This is a genomic window from Mycobacteroides saopaulense (assembly GCF_001456355.1).
In the GTDB taxonomy this organism is placed as follows: domain Bacteria; phylum Actinomycetota; class Actinomycetes; order Mycobacteriales; family Mycobacteriaceae; genus Mycobacterium; species Mycobacterium saopaulense.
Genome location: NZ_CP010271.1, coordinates 4147325 through 4172650, shown reverse-complemented (window position 1 = coordinate 4172650; position 25326 = coordinate 4147325). Strand labels below are relative to the sequence as shown.

The 25326-nt window shown below is 65.0% G+C and carries 26 protein-coding genes and 1 pseudogene; 14 read left to right on the top strand and 13 right to left on the bottom strand.

The genetic code is table 11. From position 1 onward, the window contains the following. Positions 1–11: 11 nt before the first annotated feature. A complete protein-coding gene (locus MYCSP_RS20785; protein WP_083014334.1) occupies positions 12–683 on the top strand; it encodes a VC0807 family protein in 672 nt (223 codons plus the stop codon). 131 nt (positions 684–814) lie between these two features. Then, positions 815–1366 (top strand): annotated as a pseudogene (locus tag MYCSP_RS23660) (VC0807 family protein); the annotation flags it as partial. A gap of 65 nt (positions 1367–1431) precedes the next feature. Here the strand turns inward: MYCSP_RS23660 and MYCSP_RS20775 are convergent. From MYCSP_RS20775 to MYCSP_RS20730, 10 genes are all read right to left on the bottom strand, one after another. Further along, positions 1432–1983: a GNAT family N-acetyltransferase gene (locus MYCSP_RS20775; protein WP_070911886.1), complete on the bottom strand. Its 552-nt coding sequence runs from the start codon at positions 1981–1983 to the stop codon at positions 1432–1434. An 18-nt stretch (positions 1984–2001) separates the two neighbouring features. Next, entirely contained in the window at positions 2002–2877 is an 876-nt protein-coding gene (locus MYCSP_RS20770) for a 5-oxoprolinase subunit C family protein (RefSeq protein WP_083014338.1), read from the bottom strand. Then, positions 2874–3509 (bottom strand): 5-oxoprolinase subunit B family protein, encoded by a 636-nt coding sequence (locus MYCSP_RS20765; RefSeq protein WP_088414983.1) that lies wholly within the window; start codon positions 3507–3509, stop codon positions 2874–2876. Before MYCSP_RS20765 ends, MYCSP_RS20770 begins: the two co-directional genes overlap by 4 nt. A gap of 39 nt (positions 3510–3548) precedes the next feature. Continuing rightward, entirely contained in the window at positions 3549–4262 is a 714-nt protein-coding gene (locus MYCSP_RS20760; RefSeq protein WP_070911889.1) for a queuosine precursor transporter, read from the bottom strand. Positions 4263–4272: 10 nt separating this feature from the next. Beyond that, the gene (locus MYCSP_RS20755) at positions 4273–4665 is read right to left on the bottom strand and encodes a hypothetical protein (RefSeq protein WP_083014343.1); all 393 of its coding nucleotides are present in this window, start codon (positions 4663–4665) and stop codon (positions 4273–4275) included. Then, positions 4665–5645, bottom strand: a complete 981-nt coding sequence (locus MYCSP_RS20750) for an ABC transporter substrate-binding protein (protein WP_070911891.1) — start codon at positions 5643–5645, stop codon at positions 4665–4667. Before MYCSP_RS20750 ends, MYCSP_RS20755 begins: the two co-directional genes overlap by 1 nt. A 70-nt stretch (positions 5646–5715) precedes the next feature. Then, positions 5716–6261: a TetR family transcriptional regulator gene (locus tag MYCSP_RS20745; protein WP_165609602.1), complete on the bottom strand. Its 546-nt coding sequence runs from the start codon at positions 6259–6261 to the stop codon at positions 5716–5718. A 41-nt stretch (positions 6262–6302) separates the two neighbouring features. After that, entirely contained in the window at positions 6303–7370 is a 1068-nt protein-coding gene (locus MYCSP_RS20740) for an NAD(P)-dependent alcohol dehydrogenase (protein WP_083014345.1), read from the bottom strand. After that, positions 7367–7843 (bottom strand): DUF4334 domain-containing protein, encoded by a 477-nt coding sequence (locus tag MYCSP_RS20735; RefSeq protein ID WP_083014348.1) that lies wholly within the window; start codon positions 7841–7843, stop codon positions 7367–7369. Before MYCSP_RS20735 ends, MYCSP_RS20740 begins: the two co-directional genes overlap by 4 nt. 66 nt (positions 7844–7909) lie before the next feature. After that, positions 7910–8503 (bottom strand): LysE/ArgO family amino acid transporter, encoded by a 594-nt coding sequence (locus tag MYCSP_RS20730; protein ID WP_083014425.1) that lies wholly within the window; start codon positions 8501–8503, stop codon positions 7910–7912. Between the two features lie 71 nt (positions 8504–8574). Here MYCSP_RS20730 and MYCSP_RS20725 point away from each other — a divergent pair, with 71 nt between their 5' ends. After that, the gene (locus tag MYCSP_RS20725) at positions 8575–9450 is read left to right on the top strand and encodes a LysR family transcriptional regulator ArgP (protein ID WP_083014350.1); all 876 of its coding nucleotides are present in this window, start codon (positions 8575–8577) and stop codon (positions 9448–9450) included. Here MYCSP_RS20725 and MYCSP_RS20720 read toward each other — a convergent pair. After that, positions 9447–10205 (bottom strand): IclR family transcriptional regulator, encoded by a 759-nt coding sequence (locus tag MYCSP_RS20720; protein ID WP_083014352.1) that lies wholly within the window; start codon positions 10203–10205, stop codon positions 9447–9449. The genes MYCSP_RS20725 and MYCSP_RS20720 overlap by 4 nt on opposite strands. 142 nt (positions 10206–10347) lie before the next feature. On the opposite strand from MYCSP_RS20720, the gene MYCSP_RS20715 reads away from it, so the two are divergent. From MYCSP_RS20715 to MYCSP_RS20700, 4 genes are all read left to right on the top strand, one after another. Beyond that, positions 10348–10851 (top strand): MaoC family dehydratase, encoded by a 504-nt coding sequence (locus MYCSP_RS20715; RefSeq protein WP_083014354.1) that lies wholly within the window; start codon positions 10348–10350, stop codon positions 10849–10851. After that, positions 10848–11675, top strand: coding sequence for an HpcH/HpaI aldolase/citrate lyase family protein (locus tag MYCSP_RS20710; RefSeq protein WP_088414981.1), 828 nt, complete (start codon positions 10848–10850; stop codon positions 11673–11675). The genes MYCSP_RS20715 and MYCSP_RS20710 overlap by 4 nt, the downstream gene beginning before the upstream one ends. A 90-nt stretch (positions 11676–11765) precedes the next feature. Continuing rightward, a complete protein-coding gene (locus MYCSP_RS20705; RefSeq protein ID WP_088415695.1) occupies positions 11766–13406 on the top strand; it encodes an AMP-binding protein in 1641 nt (546 codons plus the stop codon). Continuing rightward, on the top strand, positions 13396–15279 hold the full coding sequence (locus tag MYCSP_RS20700; RefSeq protein WP_083014358.1) for an acetoacetate--CoA ligase: 1884 nt from the start codon (positions 13396–13398) through the stop codon (positions 15277–15279). The genes MYCSP_RS20705 and MYCSP_RS20700 overlap by 11 nt, the downstream gene beginning before the upstream one ends. Positions 15280–15285: 6 nt before the next feature. On the opposite strand, the gene MYCSP_RS20695 is transcribed toward MYCSP_RS20700, so the two are convergent. Further along, positions 15286–16347: a ferredoxin--NADP reductase gene (locus tag MYCSP_RS20695; RefSeq protein WP_088415694.1), complete on the bottom strand. Its 1062-nt coding sequence runs from the start codon at positions 16345–16347 to the stop codon at positions 15286–15288. Between the two features lie 59 nt (positions 16348–16406). Between MYCSP_RS20695 and MYCSP_RS20690 the strand changes: the two genes are divergently transcribed. The 5 genes from MYCSP_RS20690 to MYCSP_RS20670 all read left to right on the top strand — a co-directional run bounded on the left by MYCSP_RS20690 (position 16407) and on the right by MYCSP_RS20670 (position 21048). Next, the gene (locus MYCSP_RS20690; RefSeq protein ID WP_088414979.1) at positions 16407–17291 is read left to right on the top strand and encodes an SDR family NAD(P)-dependent oxidoreductase; all 885 of its coding nucleotides are present in this window, start codon (positions 16407–16409) and stop codon (positions 17289–17291) included. Positions 17292–17327: 36 nt separating this feature from the next. After that, complete coding sequence (locus MYCSP_RS20685) at positions 17328–18248, top strand: reductase (RefSeq protein ID WP_016887021.1); 921 nt, start codon at positions 17328–17330, stop codon at positions 18246–18248. A gap of 11 nt (positions 18249–18259) precedes the next feature. Further along, entirely contained in the window at positions 18260–19759 is a 1500-nt protein-coding gene (locus tag MYCSP_RS20680; RefSeq protein WP_088414977.1) for a flavin-containing monooxygenase, read from the top strand. Continuing rightward, complete coding sequence (locus MYCSP_RS20675; RefSeq protein ID WP_083014368.1) at positions 19756–20514, top strand: MerR family transcriptional regulator; 759 nt, start codon at positions 19756–19758, stop codon at positions 20512–20514. The genes MYCSP_RS20680 and MYCSP_RS20675 overlap by 4 nt, the downstream gene beginning before the upstream one ends. Positions 20515–20652: 138 nt before the next feature. Beyond that, positions 20653–21048, top strand: coding sequence for a hypothetical protein (locus MYCSP_RS20670; protein ID WP_088414975.1), 396 nt, complete (start codon positions 20653–20655; stop codon positions 21046–21048). Here MYCSP_RS20670 and ligD read toward each other — a convergent pair. Continuing rightward, positions 21045–22241 carry a non-homologous end-joining DNA ligase gene (ligD, locus tag MYCSP_RS20665; protein ID WP_162266387.1) on the bottom strand — a complete coding sequence of 399 codons (1197 nt, stop codon included), beginning with the start codon at positions 22239–22241 and terminating at the stop codon, positions 21045–21047. The genes MYCSP_RS20670 and ligD overlap by 4 nt on opposite strands. A gap of 121 nt (positions 22242–22362) precedes the next feature. On the opposite strand from ligD, the gene fadD2 reads away from it, so the two are divergent. Further along, complete coding sequence (gene fadD2 / locus MYCSP_RS20660; protein ID WP_083014373.1) at positions 22363–24033, top strand: long-chain-fatty-acid--CoA ligase FadD2; 1671 nt, start codon at positions 22363–22365, stop codon at positions 24031–24033. 3 nt (positions 24034–24036) lie between these two features. Further along, the gene (locus MYCSP_RS20655; RefSeq protein ID WP_083014375.1) at positions 24037–25317 is read left to right on the top strand and encodes a saccharopine dehydrogenase family protein; all 1281 of its coding nucleotides are present in this window, start codon (positions 24037–24039) and stop codon (positions 25315–25317) included. The last annotated feature ends 9 nt before the right edge of the window (positions 25318–25326 follow it).

Here is a 25326-nt window from a genome sequence, read left to right as displayed (position 1 = left end):
ACAGTCGCGCGGTGTCCCTGAGTACCGAGCAGCAGCCCGATACCGAGAACGGGATCTCACCGCGTCAGCTGTTGATCGAGGGCCTGCTCAACGTCGGGCCCGCCCTGTGCGCCTACTTCGGGCTGCGCCTGGTCGGATTCTCGGAGCTGCACGCCCTGATGGCGGCCACCGCGGTATCGGCCACTCAGGCCCTGGTGAAGATGGCGTGGAAGCGGGCACTGGACCCCGTGTCGCTGTTGGTGGTGCCGATCTTCGGCGTCAGCCTGATCATCGCCTGGCTCACCCGCGACCCGCGTCTGTCGCAGGTCACCAACGAAGTACCCGGCATGCTGCTGGGCACGTACTTTCTGGTCAGTGCGCTCATCGGTAAGCCGTTAACCGAACTACTGGTCACCAAGCTCTGGCCGGGCGGTGTCGAGAAGTTGGCCGACGAGCAGGCCTGGGCTGACGTCGACCATCGCTCCTATCACCGACTGCATGTCCACGTCAGTTTCTGGTGCGGCATCTTCAGCCTGTTGTTCTCGGGCTTGATGGTGGTGATCATCTACAGCTTCTCCGTGGACGTGGTGCAGGCCGTCAATCCGGTGGTGTCCATGTTCACCACCGGTGGCCTCATCGTCGGCGTGGTGGTGGCGATCCGGATGTACCTGCGCCGCAAGGAACGAGCCCTCACCGACCGGTAGCTCCGTACTTGGCGAGATGACATCTATGCGGGCAAAACACGGGATAACACTCGCCTGAATGTCATCTCGGCGCGGGTTAAGCGGCCTCGTTTTCTCAGGCTCTCTCAGATTGCGCCGGTACCGTCACTGAGGTGAGTGGGTTGGGTCAGGGTGCAGGGAAATTCACACTCGGTCATGCGTTGGTCAGCGCTGCACTCGGCTTGGGAACGTACTACGGCATGCGTCTGCTGGGTGCTTCGGAGCTGCATGCATTGATGGCGGCGGCGGTGGTGTCGGCGCTGCGCGTCATCTACACCGCGGTGCGGGACAAACGCTTCGACCTGGTCGCCGGATTCATCATGCTGATGCACGGCGCGACGCTGGTGGTCGCCCTGCTGACCAGCTCACCGCAGTTGGCGCAGCTCACCCACGTCGTCCCGGTGGTGCTGTTCGGGGCGTTCTACATCGGCAGCTGCCTGACCAAACGACCGCTCACCGAGCTCATCGTCGATCTGATACGGCCGGGCTGGGTGGCGCGTCATCACTGGAGTGATACCGATCTGCGTGCCTATCACCGGATGCATGTGCGTCTCTGCGTGATCGTCGGCACGCTCGAATTGGTGCAGGCCGCCGCGATGGCGGGCATCATCCTGCGCTACCCGGTCGATATCGCCCAGGTGTTCAACGGCCTACTGGCGACGGCGGGTAGTGCCGCCAGGCTGGCGTTCGTGATCGCCATCATCTGGATCTTCCTGCGCCGTCGTGGCCATCACCAGGCGTCGCCGCCGCGCCAGTCGCAGGTCAGCGAGCCGGAGGGGTCGACCCCGGAGCTCATCGGCAGCACGTGCACACCCTCGTCCACGGCGGGCACAATACCGTCGGCCGTCATGACGGGAGTGGATCCGAGCCACGGCACCCAGCCGCGGGCCCGATAGAACGGGGCGACATCGTCGCCGGCGCTCAGTGCACCCAGCTCGTATGCGCCGCGCAAGACCTGTTCGGCGGCGTCCATGATCGCGGTACCCAGCCCATTTCCCCGCCAATCACTATCTACCGCAACGCCTTCCACATACCCGGTGCGCAGCGTGCGGCCCTGGTGCAGCAGGCGGCGCTGGACGACGGCCGCATGGGCGATGAGTATGCCGTGGTACCAGATGAGCGCGTGCATCCCGCCGAGGCAGTGTTCCCAGTCTTCTTCGGTGAATTCGCCCTCGAATGCTTCGACAAGTAATTCCCTAGCAGCGCAACGTGTCTCACTATCCAGATCGGCAGTGTGGATGAGTCGCGCGGTGTGAGTCCGGATGACGGGGACGGTCGGCATCGTAGACACGAGATGCTCCTAGTTCAGCCGCGGTCGTGACCAATGGAATCGAACAGTTTGGCCGGGCCGCACCTGGGCGGCCAGATCGACGTCGTAATCCGTGATCACCCCGATCACCGGATAGCCCCCGGTGACAGGATGATCAGGTCCCAGAATAACGGGCTGGCCGCCCGGTGGCACCTGAATGGCGCCACGAACCACACCCTCGCTGGGCAGCTGTCGGGCGGGATCGCGCAGTTCCAGCGGCTTGCCGATCAGACGAGTACCCACCCGGTCGCTGCGGTCGGAGACAATCCAGTCGCCGTGGATCAACGCATCGGGATCGGTGAACCATTCGTCGCGCGGACCGGGTACCACCTTGAGCTCCACGATGTCATCGGAGATGGTGGCCACCGGCGCCTGTTCGACGGCGGGGAAGGAGGGCGACCGCGGTCCGACGGGCAGTCTGTCTCCGGCCTGGAGCGGCTTGGGTCCGATACCGGACATGATGTCGAAGCTGCGCGATCCCATCACCGGCGCTACGCTGACCCCGCCGCGTACCGCCACGTAGCTGCGCAACCCGCTGCGAGGGGCGCCGAGCGACACCACATCACCCTCCTGGACCTGGGCAATACTATTGGTGCCGAAGGGGATTCCATTGACCGACGGGTCGGTGTCGGCGCCAGTGACGGCTACCACCACGTCGCCGCCGGTCACCCGGAACGACATGCCACCCAGGGTCACCTCGATGGTGGCCAGGTTGTCGGGGTTGGCCACCAGCCGGTTGGCCAGGGAGTGTGATCTGCGGTCCGCGGCGCCCGAGCGTCCGACACCCATGGCGGCCTTGCCGACGCGTCCGAGGTCCTGAACCAGCGCAAGGGGACCGGTGCGCATGACTTCCAGAGTGGGCCTCATGCGCTCACCTCCTCGAACTGGACCCGCGTGCCGGGCGTGAGCAGCGCAGGGGGATTGCGGTCGAGATCCCAGACGACGGCGTCGGTGGTGCCGATCAGCTGCCAGCCGCCGGGTGATTCACGGGGGTAGATCCCGCTGAACTCGCCGGCGAGGGCCACCGCACCGGCCGGCACCTTGGTGCGGGGATCGGCACGCCGTGGGATCGCCAGACGTGGGTCGCCCTCCACGAGGTATGCGAATCCCGGTGCGAATCCGCAGAATCCGACCGTCCAGACGGTGCCGGTGTGCGCCGCGATGACACCGTCTACGCCTAGGCCGGTGTGCTCGGCGACCTCTTCGAGATCGAGGCCGTCATACCGGACCGGGATGATCACCGGCGGCGCCGCGGTGCCCTCGCGTGTGCCCGGTGACACGCCGCGCTGTGTCAGCCGGTGCCGCACCATGGCCTGGTCGGCCGGGCTGCGGAGCTTGAGCAGGATGGTGCGGGAGGCGGGAACGATATCGGTGACGCCGTCGATTGGGTCGGCATTCAGTGCTGACGTCCACGCCAGCACTTCGTGCACGGATGTGCATTCGAGCAGCAACGCCCGATCCCCGTGATCCCGCACCTTCAAATCCGTTGCGGTACTCATACTTCGACGGTACCCCCGTGGCTGTGCCCAGGGGTGCATTTATCCCGCTTGTGTATAAGTCGGTTCGTGCTTCTTGATGTGGGCGATCACCCGATAGGTAACCGGCAGCATCACGATCTCCACCACCGACTTGAAGATCCAGCCCAGTGCCGTGTACGTGGCCAATTGGCCGAAGGTGTGGATGCCCAGTGCGGTGGCTGCGATGGAGCAGAAGACCAGTGAATCGGCGAACTCACCGACGACCGTCGAGCCGATGAGTCGCGCCCAAAGGTGTCGTTCCTTGGATCGCTTCTTCATCCGAACCACGACCAGAGCGTTAAGCGTCTGCCCGACAAGGTATCCCGCGAGTCCGGCCACCATGAGTGTGGTGATGCTCTCGACGATGGTGGCGAAGGCTTCCTGGTTGGGGTAGAACTCTGCCGGCGGCAGTATCTTGGCCGTCCACAAGACCAGGCACGCAAGTGCTTCCATGGCGAAGCCGAGCAGGATCACCCGATTGGTGGCGCGGTAGCCGTAGACCTCACTGAGGACATCGCCGATCACATAACTCAGCGGAAACAGCACGAACGCACCGTCGGTGATCAGCGACCAGTCGCCGACGACCGGGCCGAAACCAATTGCTTTGGTGGCGGCCACGTTAGAGATGAGGACGACGCCGACGAAGACAGCGGACAGCAGCGGATAGTAGCTGCGACCCACTTGGGCGAAGACCACCTGATCCTGGGAACTTGTCTCGACCTCGCTTGTCGCCATTCCGCGAAGTCTAGGGTGCGTTCTTGCAGAAGGGTGCGGGTGGATTCGTCGCGCAGGGCGGGATGCGGGTCGGCATGGTGGCGGCCGAGTAGATCAACGCCACCACCGCCGCGAGGCACACGACGAATCCGATGGTGAAGGCGCGAAGCCGTTGCCCGCGGGGAAGCGCCAGCGGCAAGGTGCCGGCGGCCAGTAGTCCGAAGGGGATGGCGAGCACCATCCCGATGATCAGCCCATAGCCATGCGGGTCGGTGAGGGGATTCGAGGAGAACCGAGACGACAGCACCATGTACGCCGCCAGTCCGAAGACGCCGAGAGCGGTCGCCCCGACGATGCCGCCGACCACGCGAATCACAACGTCAGCCCAATACGGCTGGGCCGGTCGGGCGGGTGGGTAGTTCATCACCCCAATATCCGGGCCAGCGCGGGGACCAGGTTGTCCACCACATAGGTCAGGCTCAGCGGCGAGCTGAAGTTGATGGCGCCGGCCAACTCCTTGCTGGTGAAAATGCTGCGGTTCTGCAGGGTGGAGCCCAGCTTGGTGATCGCGGGATCGGCGCGCAGCGCGGCGCTCTGCTCGTCAGATTCGGTGCCCCACAGCAGTACATCGGCTTGGCCCAGCACGCTGGAGAGCTGCTCGGACGGGATATACGCAAGCTGATCGCCCTTGGCGTAGCTGTCCAACTCGGCGGGAATGGTCAGCCCCAGCGAGGCGAGGAAACCGGTGCGCGGTCCGGATCGGTACGCGATGGCCTGCCCGTCCAGCAGTTCGCCCTGCAGGTAGATGACCTTCTTGTCCTTCAAGCCCGTGTGTGCGGACACCGCAGCGCTGAACCTGCCGTCAACGCCCTGAACCACGGCGTCCATCTCCGACGGCTTGAACACCGCCTGGCCGATGGCCTTGGCCTGGTCCTTCCACGGTTCGAAGAACGCGTACCTACCCGACTGGGCAATGGTCGGGGCGATGCCCGACAGCTGGGTGTAGGTGTCCTTGTCCAGCCCGGCATCGGTCGCCAGGATGAGGTCGGGTTTCAGGGAGGCGATCTTGTCGACCATCAGACCGTCGGTGAGGGTGAGTACCTCGGGTGTGGCAGCGCCGAGCCGGTCGGTGGCCCAGGGCCAGGTCGCGAAGGGGAAGCCGCCGTACCACTCGGTGACCGCGATCGGGATGATGCCCAGCGCCAGCAGATAGTCGTGCCCGGTGTACCCGGCGCTGACGATGCGCGTCGGCGGCGCCTTGACCTCGGTCGTGCCGAACGCATGCTTGATGAAGGCGGTGCCGTCGCGTTCCGACGTCGGGGGCGTGTTCTTCGAGCAGGCTGCCAGTGCGGTGCCCGCAGCGAGAGCGGCGCCGGCGGCAAGAAGTCCGCGGCGAGTGATCATCCCAGGTGGCACACATCGAGAGTAGCTGGCGTGAGCAAGCCAGGGGGCTTTGCGATTCGCGGCGGGCGCCTTAGGTAGGGCGTACCAGTCGGCGTGCCGCCTCCGCGGCAGCGGCCCGACGGTCGGCGAGCATCTCGTCGCGCAGTGGTTCACCGACAATCCGGTCGATACCGAACCCGCTCGCGGCCATCGAGTAGGCGATGTCGATCAGCATCATGAGCAGGCTCATCGGGTCCCACATGGGGTCGATGAGGCCGGAGCGTTGCCCGCGGCCTATCTCGTCGAGCTTCGCCCGGAAGATGCGACGCAGCACGTGGTTGTCGAACATCCCGTCGGGAGCTTCCAATTCGATCCAGCGTTGCAGCCGGGCACCCTGAGGGTCGGCGATGATGTTGTCGAACAGCCCCGCGACATAGCCCGGCACGTCCTCGGCGCTGAAGGGCACCTTGTACGGCGCATCATTGATCCATTGCGTCACAACGGCTTCGAACAGCTGCTCCTTGCTCTCGAAGTAGCTGTACAGCCGTTCCTTGCTCGCATTCGCGCTGGTGGCAATCCGGTTCAACCGGGCTCCGGCAAAGCCGTATTCGGTGAACTCCGCTTTGGCCGCCACCATGATCCGGTCGTGTGTGGCCTGGCCCGCGGCGCGCATGGCGCTCACCAGAGCAGCACCGGTTTGATCGCGCTGCCGGATCGCGCATCGGCGACGGCTTGACCGATATCGCGTGCCTGGTAGGTGCTGATCAGCGACTCGATCGGAAAGCGCCCCTGCGCGTGCATCCTCAGTAGTTCCGGGATGAATTCCTGAGGGTTGGCGTCTCCCTCGATGCACCCACGGATGACCTTGCCTCCGAACATGAGATCGGTGAGGTCGATCGTGCCGCGGGCGGCACCGAGCCCCACCAGAACCAACATGCCGCGCTGTCGCAGCAGCCCAAGTGCCGCGGCGATGACGTCGGGATTCGCGGTGGTGTCCAGTGCATGGGTGGCGCCGCGCGCCACCGCGGCCACGTCTTCGACGGTGGGGTCGACGGTCTGGGTCGCTCCGAGCTCGGCCGCCTTGTCGCGGCGCGAGGCGACCGGATCCACGGCGATGATCCGCTGAACACCGATCGCCTTGGCGGCCATCACCGCGGCCAGCCCGACTCCGCCCGCACCGAATATCACCAGATGCGAATCCGGCTCGGGCGCGAGCACATTGAGGACCGAGCCGGCGCCGGTCTGCAGACCACAACCCAATGGTGCCGCCGTGGTGAGATCGGTGGACGGGTCCACCACGACGGTGTTGTCCGCGGCCGCGAGCGCGTACTGGGCGAAGCTGGACTGACCGAAGAACGAGCCGAACAGACTGGTTCCGTTCTGAGACAGCGTCGATGAGCCGTCGAGACGAGTGCCGGATAGATTGAGCCGGGCCGCACGCGAGCAGTACGCCCGATCGCCCGCATCACACTGGCGGCAGTCGCCACAGCTGCGGTAGCTCAACACCACGTGATCGCCCGGCTTGACGCCATGCACCTGATCACCCACCGCTTCAACGACTCCCGCGCCCTCGTGGCCCAGCACCGCAGGTACCGGAACCTGCGACTTGAATGTCAGATCGGTGTGGCAGAGGCCGGTGGCATGGACCTTGACGAGCACCTCATCGGGCCGTGGCCCGTCGAGCTCGATTTCCTCCAGCGTGAATGGCGACTGCGCCGAGCGGCTGAGCGCTGCAGTGACTTTCACTGATCGCGTTCGAGGATGAAGTAGAGGTAGTTGCCGCTGGCACGCTGCCGCTTGCCGTTCATGATCCCCATCAGCGTGTTCTCGTCCACCCACTTGAAGTGATCGAAGGTGGGCTGGCCGTCGTACACCATGGTCGCGGTGACCTCGCCGCGGAACTCGATATCCCAGAGGGTCGCCCCGCCCAGGCTCAACTGGTTGTTGGAGAACAGCTTTCCGTCCTCGTCGTAACAGACGATGGGTTCGACGTCGTTGATGGATGTGAAGATCTTGCCGTACCAGCGAGCGGCGGCCAGCTGACCGTTCATCTTGTGCCCGGTGTGGAACTCATCGCCCTTCCAATTGCCCAACATGTCCTCGGGACGGACGGTGTCGAACACGGCCCAGATCTCGTCGAGGTCGGCGGGGCTGACGTCCTTCTGGTCACGAAGTTCGGCGAAGCGGGCACGGGCCTTGTCGACATCCGATGTGTCCATGTCTCTCCCAAGTCAGTTGGTTTGGGAAGGACGCTAACACCGAACCAAATGGTTCGGCAAGGGTGATCAGACGACCAGTGAGAGGCCCAACGCGATCATCACGACGGCGATGACGGCGTCGAGCACCCGCCACGTTCCCGGGCGCTGAAACACTCCGGCGAGATACCGGGCGCCATATCCGAGCCCGACGAACCAGGTGACGCTCGCCGTCAAGGCGCCCGCTCCGAACAGCCAGCGGGCGTCCTGGTGTGCGTTGGCGAGTGAGCCCAGCAAGACCACGGTGTCGAGGTAGACGTGTGGGTTCAGGAAGGTGATGGCCAACGCGGTCAACAACACCGCACCGAGTCGGGCCGGGTTGGACTCGGCCGGCACCAGAACTCCGGGGCGCAGTGCGCGACGGGCGGCCATCAGTCCGTAGCCGATCAGGAATGCGGCACCGCCCACCTTGGCCACGGTGAGCAGGCTCGGTGTGGCGGTGATCAGGCCGCCGAGTCCGCCGATTCCCGCCGCGATGAGCAGGAAGTCACCGGTGATGCACACCGCGATCACCGGCAGGACGTGCTCACTGCGGATGCCCTGGCGCAGCACGAAGGCGTTCTGGGCGCCGATGGCGGCGATCAGGGACATTCCGGTCAAGAAGCCGAGGAAGAGGACGGTCACCATGCTGACGCTAGGGACGTGCAGTTATGTAGTCCAGCTAATGATTCTTACGGTGCATTAGAATCTCTAATGTGAGTCTGGACTCGCAGCAGCTCGTTGCCTTCGCCGCTGTCGTCGAGGAGGGCAGCTTCGACGCTGCCGCCCGGCGGCTGGTCATCACCCCCTCGGCGGTGAGTCAGCGTGTCAAGGCGCTGGAGCAGTCGGTGGGGCAGGTGCTGATTCGTCGGGAAAAGCCCTGTGTGGCAACCGATGCGGGTTCCTCGTTGATGCGGCTCGCAGCGCAGATCGGCACCCTGGAGCGCGAGGCGCTGCGAGACATGGGCGTCGACGACACCGCGATCCGCATCGCGATCGCCGTGAATGCCGACTCGTTCGGCACCTGGATGCGCTCGGTGTTGTCGCGGATTCCCGATGGCGTGCTCATCGATATCCGGATCGAGGACCAGGATCATTCGGCCGAGCTGCTGCGTGCGGGGGTCGTGATGGCCGCGGTGACCACCGAGCCCAAACCCATCGCGGGATGCCGCTCCGAATCGCTGGGCGCCATGCGCTATTTCGGGATGGCATCATCGCAGTACGTCGAGCGCCACCTGCCCGGCGGGTTACTCGGCGCGGGCATAGACCAGGTTCGGAGGGCTCCGATGATCCGGTGGGATCGGCGTGATGCCCTGCAGGATCAGTTTCTGCGCAAGCTTTTTCGGCGAGATCTGGTCATCCCCGAACATTATGTGCCGACCACCGTGGGGAACACTGAGGCACTTCGGGTGGGACTGGGCTGGGGAATGATGCCCGAGCAGTTGGATCGGGACGGTCTTGTCGACCTGGCGCCGGGGCGGTATCTCGATGTGCCGTTGTACTGGCAGCATTGGAAATTCGAGTCCGTGACATTGCATGCAATCACCTCGGCGGTGCACGAAGCCGCGTCGGTCCTGCGCCGCGGCCGCTAACGATGCACGGTGCGGCTGAGCCGGTGCGCGTGGCGTAGGAGCAGTTGCCCCAGGACGGGCTGGCGTTCGGCGTTGAACCTGGATTCGATCCCGGTGAGGGTGAGTGCGCCGATGGGACTGTGGTTGGCGTCGAACACCGCGGCGGCCATGCCCCAGGAACCCTCGACCACCTGGCCGGGATTGACGGCCCAGCCGGTCTGCCGGGTGGCACCGATGCGCTCCCACACGGCCTCGGTCCGAAAGCCCTTGCCCCACTCCGATGACAGGTCGGCCCTGTCCAGGTATGCGTGAATCGCCTCATCGGGCAGGTGGGCCAGCACTGCCATTCCGGAGGAGACGACCCCGAGTGGAAAGCGTGCGCCCTCGAAGAGCACATGCGAGCGGATCGGAAAGTCGCCGTCCTCACCCAGCAGTACCACCGTGTGATCGCCACGGCGCAGTGAGAAGAACGCGCTTTCACCGGTCTCCCGAGCCAGCGCCGCCACATCGGCGGACGCCTTCTCGGTGATGTTGTACCGAGGGGCAGACGCGGCACCGAGTACATAGATCTCTGGACCCAGGAACCATTGACCGGAGCGGGCATCGCGTTCCACCAGCCCCTCGCCGGCCAGTGATTCCAACAGGCGGTGCGCGGTGGCTCGCGGGATGTCGGTGCGGCGGGCGAGTTCGGTGGTACTGACGCCGGTGCCGGTGTCGGCCGAGACCGCGCGCAACAGCGCCGCGGTGCGATGTACCACGCTCGGCGCCTCGCTCACCCGGCTCAGAGTACGCGTCCACTGAATGGACGTTTGGCTCGCATGTTGTTCACCCGGCGAGAGGTTTGTACAGCATCCTTGCCGTGCAACATCGCTTTCAGCCATGGTGTCGGTGCGCCGGCAAGTGGACGCCAGGCCTGGTATGGAGGTGATTGTGAGCGGCAAGCGGATCGTCGAGCAGCGCGGTCTGTGGTTCGAGGAGTTCGAGACCGAGGTGCGGTATCTGCACCGGCCCGGCCGGACGATCACCGAGGCCGACAACGTCCTGTTCACCACCTTGACCATGAACACCCAGGCCTTACATCTGGACGCGGCGTTCTCCGATGCGCTCCCGCCGTTCAACCAGCGCCTGGTGAATTCGATGTTCACCCTGTCGACGCTCGTCGGGTTGTCGGTGGCGCAATTGACCCAGGGCACCATCGTCGGGAATCTGGGATTCGCCGAAATCGCCTTTCCCAAGCCGCTGTTCCACGGTGACACCCTCTACGCGGAGTCCGAGGTGCTCGATAAGCGCGAATCCAAGAGCCGCCCCGGAGAAGGCATTGTCACCTTCGCGCACACCGGCAGGAATCAGCACGGCGATGTAGTGGCCACAGCGTCACGGAAAACCTTGGTGCGCAAGCGGCCCAACGGGTCGCTGTCATGACGCCGCTGACCGCCGGGCCCGGTTGGCTGTTCTGTCCGGCAGATCGCCCCGAGCGTTTCGGAAAGGCTGCCGCGGCAGCCGATGTGGTGATCCTGGACCTCGAGGACGGTGTCGCCGCCACCGATCGCCCCGCCGCCCGCGAGGCGCTCGTCAGCACCCCGCTCGATCCCGCGCGCACGGTGGTTCGTCTCAGCCCCGCCTGCACCGCTGATCACGCGCTCGATGTGGAAGCGTTGGCGCGGACCGGGTACACCACCGTGATGTTGGCCAAGAGCGAGCATGCGGATCAGGTCGCGGCACTGACGCCGCTGGACGTGGTGGTGCTCGTGGAAACCCCGCTGGGAGCGCTCAACGTCGTGGAGCTGGTGCGGCCCGATAACGTCGTGGCGGCGATGTGGGGTGCCGAAGATCTGTTCGCCGCCATGTGGGGTACCGCGAACCGGTGGCCCGACGGCGGCTATCGCGATGTGGCACAGCACGTGCGGTCTCAAACACTGCTGGCGGCAAAGGCATTCGGCCGGTCGGCGCTGGACTCGGTGTACCTGGATATCGAGGATCTCGATGGACTGCGTGCGGAGGCAGACGATGCGGTGGCCGTCGGGTTCGATGCCAAGGTGGCCATCCATCCCACCCAGGTGAACGTCATTCGCGCGTCATACCGCCCGACCCCGCAGCAGCTGCGGTGGGCACACGGGGTGCTTGAGCAGGCCGGGCAGGAACGTGGCGCCTTCCAGTTCGAAGGGGCGATGATTGACGCGCCCGTGCTCCGGCGCGCTGAGCGGATCGTCCAATTGAGCGTCATGCCCGACGGGCAGAGCGGATGAGAAACGTTCGGTTACAACGGACCGGAATCCGGGTGCCGGACCGGACGAGTCGATACATTCGTGTTCGGTGTACGTGGTGAAAGCGAGACGATGAAGTCTTATGACGCCGGGCCGACGGTCTCCCCGATCATCGAGGAGACGATCGGGGAGAACTTCGAGCGCGTGGCCCGCACCCATCCCGATGTCGATGCCCTCGTGGATGTCGCGGGCGGCCGCAGGTGGACCTACCGCGAGCTCGACGCCGAGGTCAATCGCGTTGCGCGCGGTCTCATGTCGCGGGGGATCGCGGCGGGCGATCGGGTCGGGATCTGGGCGCCGAACTGTGCCGAATGGGTTCTGGTGCAGTACGCCACCGCGAAGATCGGCGCGATACTGGTCAACATCAATCCGGCGTACCGCACGCACGAGCTGGCCTATGCGCTCAATCACTCGGGAGTCAGCACGCTGATCTGTGCCACGGCGTTCAAGTCCTCCGACTACGTGGCGATGGTGGACCTGGTACGGCCGGAGGTCCCCGCACTGCGGCACGTGGTGTTCATCGGTACCGCCGACTGGGACGAGTTGGTGGCGGGAGCCCAGCAGGTTACCGAGGTCGCGTTGCGCGAGCGGATGTCGCAGCTGTCGAACACCGACCCCATCAATATCCAATACACCTCGGGGACAACGGGTTATCCGAAGGCTGCGACGCTGTCACACCGCAACGTGCTCAACAACGGCTACTTCGTGACGGAGTCGATCCACCTCGAAGCCGGTGACCGGCTGTGTCTTCCGGTGCCCTTCTATCACTGCTTCGGAATGGTGATGGGCAATCTCGGATGTACGACGCACGGCGCCACCATCGTGGTACCGGCGCCGGGGTTCGATCCCGTGCGCACGCTGGAGGCGATCGAGCATGAGCGTTGCGTGGGGGTCTACGGGGTGCCCACCATGTTCATCGCCATGCTCGCGGACCCCGATTTCGCGCGGCGCGACCTGTCGTCGCTGCGCACGGGAATCATGGCGGGATCGGTGTGCCCGGTGGAGGTGATGAAGCGGTGCATCGACGACATGCACATGACGGGAGTCGCGATCGCGTATGGCATGACAGAGACCTCACCGGTCTCTTGTCAGACGCTCTTCGACGACGACCTGGATCGTCGCACCACGACCGTCGGCAGGGTCCACCCGCACATCGAGGTCAAGATCGTGGATCCGGGCTCGGGAGAAGCGGTGGAACGTGGACATTCTGGAGAGCTGTGCACGCGCGGCTACTCGGTGATGCTCGGCTACTGGAACGACGAGGATCACACCCGTGAGGTGCTTGATGCCGAGGGGTGGATGCACACCGGGGATCTTGCCGTGATGCGTGAAGACGGCTACTGCGCGATTATCGGGCGCATCAAGGACATGGTGATTCGCGGCGGCGAGAACATCTACCCGCGTGAGATCGAGGAATTCCTGCTCACCCATCCCGACATCGAGGACGTCCAGGTGGTCGGGGTGCCCGATGAGAAGTACGGCGAGGAGCTGTGCGCGTGGGTCCGGATGAGGGCGGACCGAGTGGCCCTCGATGTGGCCGCCGTCCGCGCCTTCGCCTCCGGCCGCCTTGCCCACTACAAGATTCCGCGTTACGTCCACGTGGTCGAGAGCTTTCCGATGACCGTGACGGGCAAGGTGCGCAAGGTAGACATGCGCGCGCAAGCCATGGAACTGCTTGGACTGCGGGAGCCGGGACAGTCGCATGGGAAATAGCACCTACGAGCGATTCGTCGACCATGTATCGCAGCGCCATGCGCTCTCGCCGGACGGCTATACGGACATGTGGCGCTGGTCCGTCGACGCTGTTCCCCAGTTCTGGCGCGCGCTCTGGGAGTTTTTCGAGGTTCCCGGTCGAGGCCTGCGCGACGGTGACACGGGAGTACTGGTCAACCCGGTGATGCCTGGAGCGCAATGGTTTCCGGGCACAGAGCTCAACTACGTCAGCCCCGTCCTGCGTCACGCACATCAAGACGGTGCCGCCATCGTGGGCGTCGACGAGGAGGGGAAGCGCACCGAGATCACCTGGCGTGAACTTCCGGGTCGGATCGCGGCGGTGGCTGCGGAGCTGCGTCGTCTCGGGGTCGGTCGCGGTGACTGCGTGGTCGCGTACCTGCCGGACGTGCCCGACGCGATGGTGGCCTTCCTGGCCACCGCCTCCGTGGGCGCCATCTGGTCGGGATGCGGCCAGGACTATGCCCCCGAGGGAGCGGCCGCCCGGTTGGGTCAGCTCAACCCCAAGGTGCTCATCTCCTGCCCCGGGTATCGGTACAACGGTCGCTGGGTGGACAAGACCGCCGACACCGCCGAGTTGCATGGTCTGCTGCCCGGAAACCCCGCGTTGCTGGTCGAATTACCCGCCGGCAGAGAAGACCCCGCCATCGAGATGGTGCCCTTCGATCATCCGATCTGGGTGCTGTTCAGCTCGGGTACGACAGGCAAACCCAAGGGCATCGTGCACGGCCACGGCGGCATGCTGCTGGAGCACCTCAAGGGTGTCGGGCTGCACTGTGACCTGGGGCCGGGTGACGTGTTCTTCTGGCAGACCGCGTTGTCGTGGATGATGTGGAACTTTCGGCTGAGCGGGCTGCTGGTCGGCGCCACCGTGGTCTGCTACAGCGGACATCCCTTGTACCCCAATGCGGATCGGCTGTGGGCACTGCTGGAATCGGAGAAGGTGAGCTATTTCGGCACCAGCCCCGGGCATCTGCAAGCCGCCAAGAAGGCAAGGCTGGAACCGGCTGCCGAACATGACCTGAGCAGGCTGACAACGTTGGGTAGCAGCGGATCTCCCTTGTCTGCCGATCTGTTCGAATGGGTGGGTACACATGTCGGGGCGGTGGTGTCCTCACTGTCGGGCGGCACCGACGTCTGTACCGCCTTCGCCGGTGGCACTCCGGGAGTTCCTGCGTACCCCGGTGAATTGCCCGCCCGCTATCTGGGTGTGGACCTGCAGAGCTGGTCGCCCGATCGCCGCGCACTCATCGGAGAGGTGGGCGAGATGGTGATCCTGAAACCCATGCCGTGCATGCCGATCCGATTCTGGGACGATCTCGATGGATCGCGTTATCGGGCTGCCTATTTCGAGCATGAATGGGCAGATGGTCGTGCAGAGGGAGTCTGGCGCCACGGCGATTGGGTCACCGTCACCGAACGTGGGTCGCTGATCATCCACGGCCGCAGCGATGCGACCTTGAACCGTAATGGAATCCGGATGGGCTCGGCGGACATCTACGAGGTGGTGGAGTCGATGGACGAGATCGCCGAGGGATTCGTCTTGGGCGTCGACGGTCCCGACGGGGCCTATTGGATGCCGCTGTTCGTCACCATGGCACCGGGTCACACCTTCGACGCCGACCTGGGTGCCCGAATCGCCGGGGAGATTCGCGCGCGACTCTCACCCCGGCACGTGCCCGACGAAGTGATCGAGGCACCCGGAATCCCACACACCCGAACCGGCAAGAAGCTCGAGGTCCCCATCTGCGGCGTGCTGGCCGGTCGCACCGATGTGTCCCTGGATCCGCGGTCGATCGACCATCCTGATCTTGTTGAGTGGTACCGCGATCGGGGGCGCGGCCACCACTGGTAGTGGGGCCTAGCGGTCGAAGGCGATGGTGAGTTTGCCCGTCTGAGGCAGGGACTGGCACGCCAGCCGCACGCCGTGGCGCAGCTCGTGGTCGTCGAGAATGTCGTTGACCTGCATCGTCACCTCACCGTCGCGCAGGGTGTAGGAGCAGCCACCGCAATTGCCTTCGCGGCATACGTAGGGCGCATCGATGCCCAGTCCCAGAAGGACATCCAAAAGGATCTGCGATCTCGGCCAGCAGATCTGGTGGGTGTCGCCGTCGATCTCCACGGTGGCGCTCACCGCGTCCGAATCGATTGGGTCGTCCACGGATGCGGGCGCGGCGGCGAACGCATCGGCGCTCAGCGACACGAAGACCTCGCGGTGGATGTCCTCGCGTGCCAGGCCGATATCACCGAGCGCGACCGACGCCACATCCATGAAAGCGGCTGGGCCGCAGAGATATGCAACTGTTCCGGTACCGGGGGAGGGCAGGAGTGCGCGCAGACCGTCAGCGGTGGGCACCCCCACCTCGGCCTCGATCCAGTGCACGACGGTCAGCCGGCTCCCGTGCGCTGACTGCAACGCCGCCAGCTCGGCATCGAAGATCACCGAATCGCGATCCCGGTTGGCGTAGACGAGGACGGCATCCTGCGCGGCGGTGGAGAGCACCGTGCGGATCATGGACATGATCGGCGTGATTCCACTGCCGGCCGCGACGAACAAGGGAATCGCCGCGCCGTCACGCATTGTGAATGTTCCGGCGGGGCGCAATGATTCGAGCACCATGCCAGCGTGTGCGTTATCGCAGAGCCAGTTCGAGGCTTGGCCTCCGGTGGTGCGTTTGACGGTGACCTTGAGGTGCTCGTCGATATCCGGTGCGCTGGAGAGCGAGTAGCACCGTGACACAGCCTCGGCATCCGCGCCGGCCGGCACGCGCAGGGTCAGAAACTGCCCGGGCTTGTAGGCGAAGTCCGCCCGGGCATCCGGCGGGGGTGCGAACACGATCGATACCGCATCGGGAGTCTCGGTGATGACGTCGAGCACTTCCAATGCGTAGGCACTGGGGGCGCTGGCGGCCTGCGTCGGCATACGCGTTCCTTCCGGAGTGGTGAACACCTCATTGTCATCATCAACTGTGCCATTGACAAATGGCACAGTTGCTGTTGTCCTATTTCGTCATGGGGCTCCTTGACGTCTTCCGACGCCCACCGATCTCGGTGAAAGCAAAAGCCGTGGTCACCGGCGCGGGCAGTGGTATCGGGCGTGCGTTCGCCGTCGAACTGGCTCGCCGCGGGGGCCTCGTCTTGTGCGCGGACATCAACGCCGAGCGGGCCGCGGAGACCGTTGCCGAGATCAACCGGCTTTCTGCGGGCTGTGCACGCGCCGTGACCTGCGATGTCGCGTCGCGGAGTCAGGTCGAGGCACTGGTGCTCGAGGCGCAGGACTTCTTCTCCGGGCCGCCCACTCTGGTGATCAACAACGCGGGCGTCGGCATCGGCGGCAAGCCGGTCGGTGAGATCGGCCTGGACGATTGGAACTGGGCGCTGGGCATCAACCTGTGGGGCGTCATCCATGGATGCGAGCTGTTCACGCCCTTGCTCCGTGGCGCCGGGCGTGGCGGGATCATCAACGTCGCCTCGGCGGCCGGGTTCGCGGCAGGCCCCTCGATGGCCTCGTACAACGTCTCGAAGGCTGGGGTGATGTCGCTGTCGGAGACGCTCGCCGCCGAGCTGAGTGGCACCGGCATCAACGTGACCGTGCTGTGCCCCACCGTTGTCAAGACGAACATCTTCAAGGACGGCCGACTCACGGGGGTGGAGGTCGGCGCATCGGGGCTCTTGGACCGGATCATCGAGCTCACCGGCTTCTCGCCGGAGAAGGTCGCTGTCCGGACCCTCGACGCGCACGATCGCGGCCGTCTCTATGTGTTGCCGCAGTTCGACGCGAATGTCATCTGGCATCTCAAGCGGCATTTTCCGACCCCCTATACCCGCGGAGCCGGCCTGCTGGGCCGGCTCCTTCCCGCCGACTGAGCGTCGTATCTACCTCACCGAAAGGAAAGACATTCCATGGCAATGGATCTCGACAACATGCTGCAGATGATCAAAGACAAGCAGTGGGCGCTGGCCGACATCGACTGGGAAGCGCCCGGTGCCGAGCTGATCGAGCCCGAGCTGCACGCGAAGCTCAAGCCGTTCATCGCGGATCTGATGTGGATCGAGAATGTCGGGGCACGCGGATTCGCGGCCCTGGCCAAGAAGGCGCCGACCCCGACTCTGAAGAGCATCTACGAGCACTTCCACGCCGAGGAGCAGAAGCACGCCAACGCCGAGCTCGCCTTGATGCGCCGGTGGGGGATGCTCGAGAATGACGAGATCCCTTCCCCGAGCATCAATGTTCAGCTGGTGATCAACTGGCTTGACAAATACTCCGACGGGATGTCGCTGTCTTTCCTCGGGACGGTCATCCCGATGCTGGAGGTGGCCCTGGACGGTGCGCTCATCAAATTCATCACCGACGAGGTCAAGGACCCGATCGCGCAGGAAGCGTTCAAGCGGATCAACTCTGACGAATCACGGCACCTTGCGGTGGATTTCGAGGTCATGGACATCCTCGGCCATGCCAAGATGCGCAAGATGCTCATCGAGTTCGTCGGTGGCTGGCTCAAGCCCAGCCTGCTGATCGGCGTGCTGAGCTATGTGCCGCTGCTCAACAAGATGCGCGACAACATCGTGGCGATGGGTGTCGACGAGGAGCGCCTCTACGGCGCGATGAAACGGTACAAGAGTGTCGGCGAGCGCAACGAGAAGGTCCGGCGGCTCCCGAACTACCGCGTCATCTCCTGGCATGCGATGAAGGTGATCAACCGCAAGTCCAAGTACCACATCACCGCTGACCTGCTCGTCAAGTTGACCAGCAGGATTCCCATGCGGTTGGTGGAGAACAAGCCCACCTGGTCCCAGGAACTCACCTACGAACCCGTCGCCTGAAAGCAGCCAGCATGAACATCTCCGTAGCCATCATCGGTGCCGGGTTTGCCGGTATCGGTGCAGCGATCCGCCTGAAAGGCAAGGGAATCAACGACTTCGCGATCTTCGAGCGCGGCGACCGGGTGGGTGGCACCTGGCGCGACAACACCTACCCCGGGGCGGCGTGCGACATCCCTTCCCGGCTGTACTCCTACAGCTTCGCCCCGAATGCCGAGTGGTCGCACACATATTCCGGCAGCGGCGAAATCCTGGGCTACATCGACCAGATGGTCGAGTCGTCGGCACTTGCACCGTATATCCGCTTCGGCCACAACGTCATCGGGCTCACCTACGACGAGGCCGCGGGGGAGTGGACCGTCGAGTTCGAGGGCCGGGAGCCGGTGCGCGCCCGCACCGTCATCATGGCCTCCGGTCCGTTGGCGAATGTGAGCTTCCCCGCCATCCCGGGCCTTGAGAGCTACGAGGGTCACAAGATCCACAGTGCCCGTTGGGATCACGACTATGACTTCACCGGAAAGCGGGTGGCTGTGGTCGGTACGGGGGCCAGCGCCGTCCAGATCATCCCGGAGCTGGTGAAGTACGCCGAGATGGTGAAGGTGTTCCAGCGCACGCCCGGCTGGGTGCTGCCGCGCGTCAATCGCACGACGGGTGGGCGGCTCAAGGAGCTGTACCGCAAGTGGCCGTTGAGCCAGCGGCTGGCACGGGCCGCGTGGTTCTGGGGACATGAGTCGGTGGCGATGGGCGTCGTCTGGGACACCCCCTTCACCCGCATTGTCGAGGCGGTCAGCTCCGCGCACCGCCGTATGCAGGTGAAGGATCCGTGGCTGCGTCGTCAGCTGAAGCCCGATTTCTCGGCCGGCTGCAAGCGCCTGCTGATGACCAGCGACTACTACCCCGCACTGCAGGCAGAGAACTGCAAGTTGGTCACCTGGCCCATCGCCAAACTGGCGCCGAAAGGTATCCGCACCGTCGAGGGTATCGAGCACCATTTCGACTGCATCGTGTTCGCAACGGGTTTCGACGTGTGCAAGGCCGGCACGCCCTTCCCGGTTGCCGGCATCGGCGGACGGGACCTGGCCACCGAGTGGGCGGGCGGGGCCTATGCCTTCCGCAGCGTGGCGGTAGCGGGCTATCCCAACCTGTTCCTCACCTTCGGCCCCAATTCGGGGCCTGGGCACAGCTCGGCGCTGGTGTACATGGAGGCGCAGATCAACTACATCACCGACGCGATCGCGGCGTTGATCAGCAACGGGTGGAAATCGGTGGAGCCTCGTCCCGAAATCCAGGAGGACTACAACCAGGACATCCAGCGGCGCCTGCAATCCACCACGTGGAACTCGGGGTGCCAAAGCTGGTATCTCACCGACGACGGCTTCAACGCGACCATGTTCCCTGGATTCGCCACGCAGTATGTCAACCAACTCAAGAGATTCGACCTGCAGGACTATAAAATCACTGTCTCGACCGCCAGTGACGAACCGATACTGACAGGGCCAGCTTCGAAACCATGACCGAGTACCGGATCGACGACCTCGCGCGGGCATCGGGGACGACGACCCGGAACATTCGTGGGTATCAAGAACGGGGCCTCCTGCCCCGGCCGTTGCGTCGGGGCAGGACAGCCATCTACAACGATTGGCATCTGCGGCAGCTGAAGGCGATCAATCGGCTACTCAGCGAGGGTTTCACGCTCAAACACATCACGAAATTCCTCAGTGGACTGCAGCGAGGTGCCCAGCTCGCCGATGTACTCGATCTGTCGGATCTTGAGGGCCTGCTGGAGAAGCGGTTCTCGAATGCGGCTCAGGGAAAACTCTCGTTGGCAGAGCTCGAGGAGACACTGGGCCCGATCGACGCGGCGGCTCAGACGCGCCTTGTCGAAGCCGGGCTGATTCAGCCTGTCGATGGCTCGGATCTCTATCTCGTCACCGATCTGGACACCATCGACAACTTCGCGGCACTGATCTCCCTGGGAATGAGGGTGACCGACCTCGCCGACATCCACGTGAGAACCAACGAGAAGCTCGACGACGCCGCGCGGGTGCTCATCGGTGCCGCGCGCGACGAGGTCGCACGCCAGCGTGGGCCCGGCTGGGTGCCCTCCACCGACGACGAACTCGCTTGGGCAACAGAACTTATCGCGACGATGCGGCGCGCGGCGACGCATACCTCGCATTCCGCCATGAACCGCGCGCTTGACGATGCGTTGCGCGCGGAGATGGATCTGTACCGAGAGCAGGCGCAGCTGCCCACCGATCCTTCGTAAGAGCCGGACGCCCCTTTCTTCTCCGGTCTTGCAGGTGCCGAAAGCTCCGCCTAGTATACCAATCGGTATACATCTGTTCGATGCGCTGATTGCCTTGTACGGCAGCGCCTTATCGGCAGAACTCGACGAGGAGGATTCATGCCCGCACAGCAGCCCCGCCGCTCAACCCCCCTGAAAATGTTCATCGTGGGACGAAGCGTCGTCGCTTCGAGCAGCCTGCTGACGCCGCACGTGTTCTTTCGGGTCTTCGGGATACAGGTCGCTGGGACGGCCACCGTGCCCATGGGCCGCATGTTCGGCATCCGCAACGCACTGCTGGCGCTCGGCCTGGCCCGCCTCGACGCATTTGCAGCGCCCAGGACGTTCCTGAAACTGAACGTACTGACCGATGCGGTCGACGCGGTGGCGCTGGCGGCGGCGGGCCGTCGAGGGGAAATCAGCAAGCTCAGCTCGACGCTCGGTACCGGGGTGGCGCTCGCCGCTGTCGCGATGGGCGCCATCTCACTGGCTGCCCTGCCTCCGCAAGAAGGCTAACCCCACGGCGAGTAATCGGCGATCAGCTCTTCTTGTGCGGGCCGCTGCGCTTCGGGAACGTGCACGAGATTGATCCGCACCCGGTACCAGACCGAGCTGGGGCCGCGCATGCCGTCGATCAGAACATCCTGCGGTTCAAGGAGTTTCGCTGTGTCGGGATACCGGGAGGTCCACTGTTCCAACGCCGACTGTGCCTCGGGCTTGGTCTTGGTCCGAGCGATCTCGATCAACGGCATCGTCGACTGTCGGCGCCCATCTCGCGTCGCGCCTTTCGGCGCTTTCTCGGCGGGCCCCAGCTCGGCCGCCAACTCCAGCAGCCGATCCAGCCCGCCGGTGGCCTCGTCCATGCCCTGCCACGGATCGCCGATGTCGGCGAAGCGCTCCCGGACCGTCGACAAGGTGAAGGACTCGGGACGACAGCGGGCCACCTCATCCCAGCGCAGTGGCGTCGATACCCGCGCGTCCGGGGTGGCACGCACCGAATAGGCGGAGGCCACCGTGCGGTCCTTGGCGTTCTGATTGAAGTCGACGAAGACCCCGTGGCGTTCCTCCTTCCACCATCGGCTGGTGGCCAGCTCCGGGGCGCGGCGCTCCACCTCGCGAGCCACTGTTTCCGCGGCCAGTCGCAGCTCCCGGAACGTCCATCGCGCCGCGACAGGGCAGTAGATGTGAAAACCCCGGGACCCGCTTGTTTTGGGCCACGCCGTCAGTCCGTGGTCTTCCAGAACCTCGCGCACCACGAACGCAACGTCGAGGATCTGGCTCCACGGCACCCCGGGCACCGGATCGAGGTCGATACGCAGCTCATCGGGATGGTCCAGATCGTCGGCGCGCACCGGGTGCGGATTGAGGTCCACGCAACCCAGGTTGACCACCCACGCCAGCGATGCGGCATCGGTGACCACGGCTTCCCGGGCCGAGGTGCCGCGTGCGTAGTGCAACTCGGCGGAGGCGATCCAGTCGGGGCGTTTCTCGGGGACGCGCTTCTGGAACACCGCCTCCTGCGAGATTCCCTTGACGAATCGCTTCAGGATCATCGGCCTGTCACGCACTCCGCGCAGCGCCCCGTCGGCGACATCGAGGTAGTACTGGACCAGATCAGCCTTGGTGATGCCCGCTGTGCCGTCTCCCGGAGGAAAGACGACCTTGTCGGGGTGCGTGATGGTGACGTCACGCCCCGCGACCTGCAGCACGAGGTCTGGCATGGCGCCATCGTAGGGCTGTAGACCGACTTTCCCGGGTGTACTTGGTGACCTGCCCCCGACCGACCGGTTGGCTGTGCCGCTGAGAGGGAGGTCACATAGGCTGTCGAACATGTCGATCACCGCCGAACGGCCGCTCTTCTCGAAACTTCAGACTCTTGCGAAGCGCGGTGGCGCTGAGCTGCATTATCTCCGCAAGGTCATCGAGGCGGGCATGCTCAAACTGGACCCGCCGAACGTGCTTGCGGGGATAGTCCGCGACTTCTATCGGTTCGGCGAGATCGGCGCGGTGCCCGCGTTCGGTGCGCACCGCAGCCCGTCGCGGACCGCGATCATCGACGACGAGGGTTCGCTCACCTACGCCGAGCTCAACGACAGTGTCAACGCCCTAGCGCACGGCCTGAGCCGACTCGGCATCAAGGGCGGTGATGGGGTCGCGATCCTGGCGCGCAACCACCGCTGGTTCATCATCGCGAACTACGCCGCTCACCGGGCCGGTGCCCGGGTGATTCTGCTCAACACCGACTTCTCGGGACCGCAGACCAAGGAGGTCGCCGAACGCGAGGGCGCGCGCGTGCTCATCTACGACGCCGAGTACGCCGAGTTCCTGGACGGGTACAGCCCCGAGCTGGGCCGGATCATGGCCTTGCCGACCAACCCGGACAGTCCCGATCAGCCCGCATCCACCGACGAGACCATCGCGTCGGTCATCAAGCGCAACAGCACCTCACCGGCGCCCCGCCCGTCGAAGTACTCGTCGCTGGTGATCCTGACGAGCGGCACCACCGGCACGCCGAAGGGCGCCCCGCGCAAGCTGGCGTTGACCCTGGCTCCCGTCGGGGGCATGTTCTCGCACGTGCCGTTCCGCTCGGGAGAGGTGACATCGGTGCCGGCCCCGATGTTCCACGCGCTGGGGTACCTGCACCAGAGCCTGGCGCTGACGCTGGGGTGCACGCTCATCCTGCACCGGAAGTTCAAGCCCGAGAACGTGCTTACCGATATCGAGAAGTTCAAGGTAACGGCGATCGTGGTGGTGCCGGTGATGCTCAACCGCCTGTTGAACACATTGGACGAGTTGCCCACGCGGCCCGACTTGTCCTCGCTGCGCATCGTTTTCGTGTCGGGATCGCAACTCGGCGGCGAGCTCGCCGCTCGCGCGCTGGACACGCTGGGGCCGGTGATCTACAACCTGTACGGATCCACCGAGGTCGCCTTCGCCACCATCGCCCGCCCGCAGGACTTGGCCATCAACCCCTCCACGGTGGGCCCCGTCGTCAAGGGCGCGACCGTGAAAATCCTTGATGACGAAGGCAAGCCGGTCTCGCAGGGCACCGTCGGTCGGATCTTCGTCAGCAATGCCATCCCGTTCGACGGCTACACCGGTGGTGGACACAAGCAGATCATCGACGGACTGATGTCCAGCGGTGACGTCGGCTACTTCGACGAGCACGGGCTGCTGTATGTCTCGGGCCGTGACGACGAGATGATCGTCTCGGGCGGCGAGAACGTCTTTCCGGCTGAGGTCGAGGACCTGATCAGCGGCCATCCCGAGGTGGTCGAGGCCACCGCCCTGGGTGTCGACGACCCCGAGTGGGGAGCGCGCTTGCGCGCGTTCGTGGTCCGTCATCCCGAGTCGTCGGTGGATGCCGACGGGATCCGCGCCTACGTGCGCGAGAACCTGGCCAGGTACAAGGTCCCGCGCGACGTCATCTTCCTGGATATCTTGCCGCGCAATCCATCCGGAAAGATCCTCAAGCGCCAGCTGCGCGAGCTGGAGGTATAGGGCGTGTCTGACGGTCTTCGCCCCAGTGGCTCGTCTACGCCCCGGGACCATGACATCGTGCTGTACGGGGCGACGGGATACGTCGGGAAGTTGACGGCGTTGTATCTGGCCGGGCGGGTGGAGGCCACCGGCGCGCGGATCGCGCTGGCCGGCCGCAGCACCGAAAAGCTTGCCGCAGTGCGTGATGCGTGCGGCCCAGCGGCACGAGACTGGCCGCTGATCGAAGCAGACACGACGCGGCCTGCGACGTTGGCGGCAATGGCGGCGTCCACGCAGGTGGTTCTCACCACGGTGGGGCCGTACACCAAGTATGGGCTGCCGCTGGTGGCGGCGTGTGCCGAGGCGGGCACCGATTACGCGGACCTGACCGGTGAGGTCAACTTCGTCCGGGAGAGCATTGACGTGTACGGCAAGCAGGCCGCCGACACCGGCGCCCGGATCGTGCATTGCTGCGGGTTCGACTCCATTCCATCGGATTTGAGTGTGTATGCGCTGTACCGGCAGGCGCAGGAGGACGGCACCGGCGAACTGCTGGAGACCACCTATGTGTTGAGCAAGTTCCGCGGCGGCGTCAGCGGCGGCACTGCCGCGTCGATGGTCGAGGTGATGGAGGCCAGTGCCGAGGATCCGGAGGTGCGGCGCAACTCCCAGGATCCCTACTCGCTGAGCCCGGATCGTCCCGCCGAACCCGAAATAGGGCGACAGCGCGAGTTTCAAACGCTCCGAGGAGAATCCGTCGCACCCGAACTGGCGGGCAAGTGGCTGGGCGCGTTCTTCATGGGGCCGGTCAACACCCGCATCGTGCGGCGCAGCAACGCACTGCTCGACTGGGCGTATGGCACCCGGATGCGGTACCGCGAGGCGATGAGCCTGGGCAGTTCGGTGGTCGCCCCGGTGGCGGCGGCGGCCGTGACCGGTGCGCTGGCGGTTGGCTTCGGATTGGGCACACGCGTGCCGATGCCCAAATTCATTTCCCAGCGGCTACTTCCGAAGCCGGGCACCGGGCCGAGTGAACGCACCCGCGAGCGGGGCCATTACCGCGTCGAGACCTACACCACCACAACCGAGGGCGTGCGGTATCGCGCGGTCATCGCCCAAGAAGGCGATCCCGGATACAAGGCCACCGCGGTACTGCTCGGGGAGAGCGGATTGACACTCGCGCTCGACCGCGCCGAATTGCCGGACCGGCTGGGGGTTTTGACACCCGCGGCCGCGATGGGCGATCCGTTGTTGAAACGGCTGCGCGCCGCTCAGGGTGTGACGGTCGAGGTCGAACGGCTCTAGGTTTCTCCG